The organism is Flavobacterium xizangense, from assembly GCF_054075145.1.
In genome coordinates, this window is record NZ_JBSIPG010000183.1 from 1 (window position 1) to 258 (window position 258).

A 258-nucleotide genomic window follows, 5' to 3' on the forward strand; every position below is an offset into this window, starting at 1 on the left:
CATTTGGCAGGTGGTCCTGGGAAAAATGGAAGCTATAGAAATATTGAATTGATAAGAAACAATAAAGTTTACAAGAATATTGATATTTATAGATTTTTAGTTAAAGGAGACCAATCAGATAATGTTGCTTTAAAAGAAAATGACGTAATTAGAATTCCTTCGTATAGTCAAAGAGTTACAGTTGAAGGCGAAGTAAAACGTCCAGGTATTTTCGAAATGAAAAAAGGAGAGTCATTTTCAGATTTATTGAATTTTGCT

Annotated in this window: 1 protein-coding gene; it reads left to right on the plus strand. The window is 30.2% G+C overall.

Annotated elements, in window-relative coordinates; all coding sequences use genetic code 11:
- On the plus strand, window positions 1–258 hold a 258-nt coding region (locus ACWA1B_RS23030), incomplete at both ends, for an SLBB domain-containing protein (protein ID WP_456910979.1).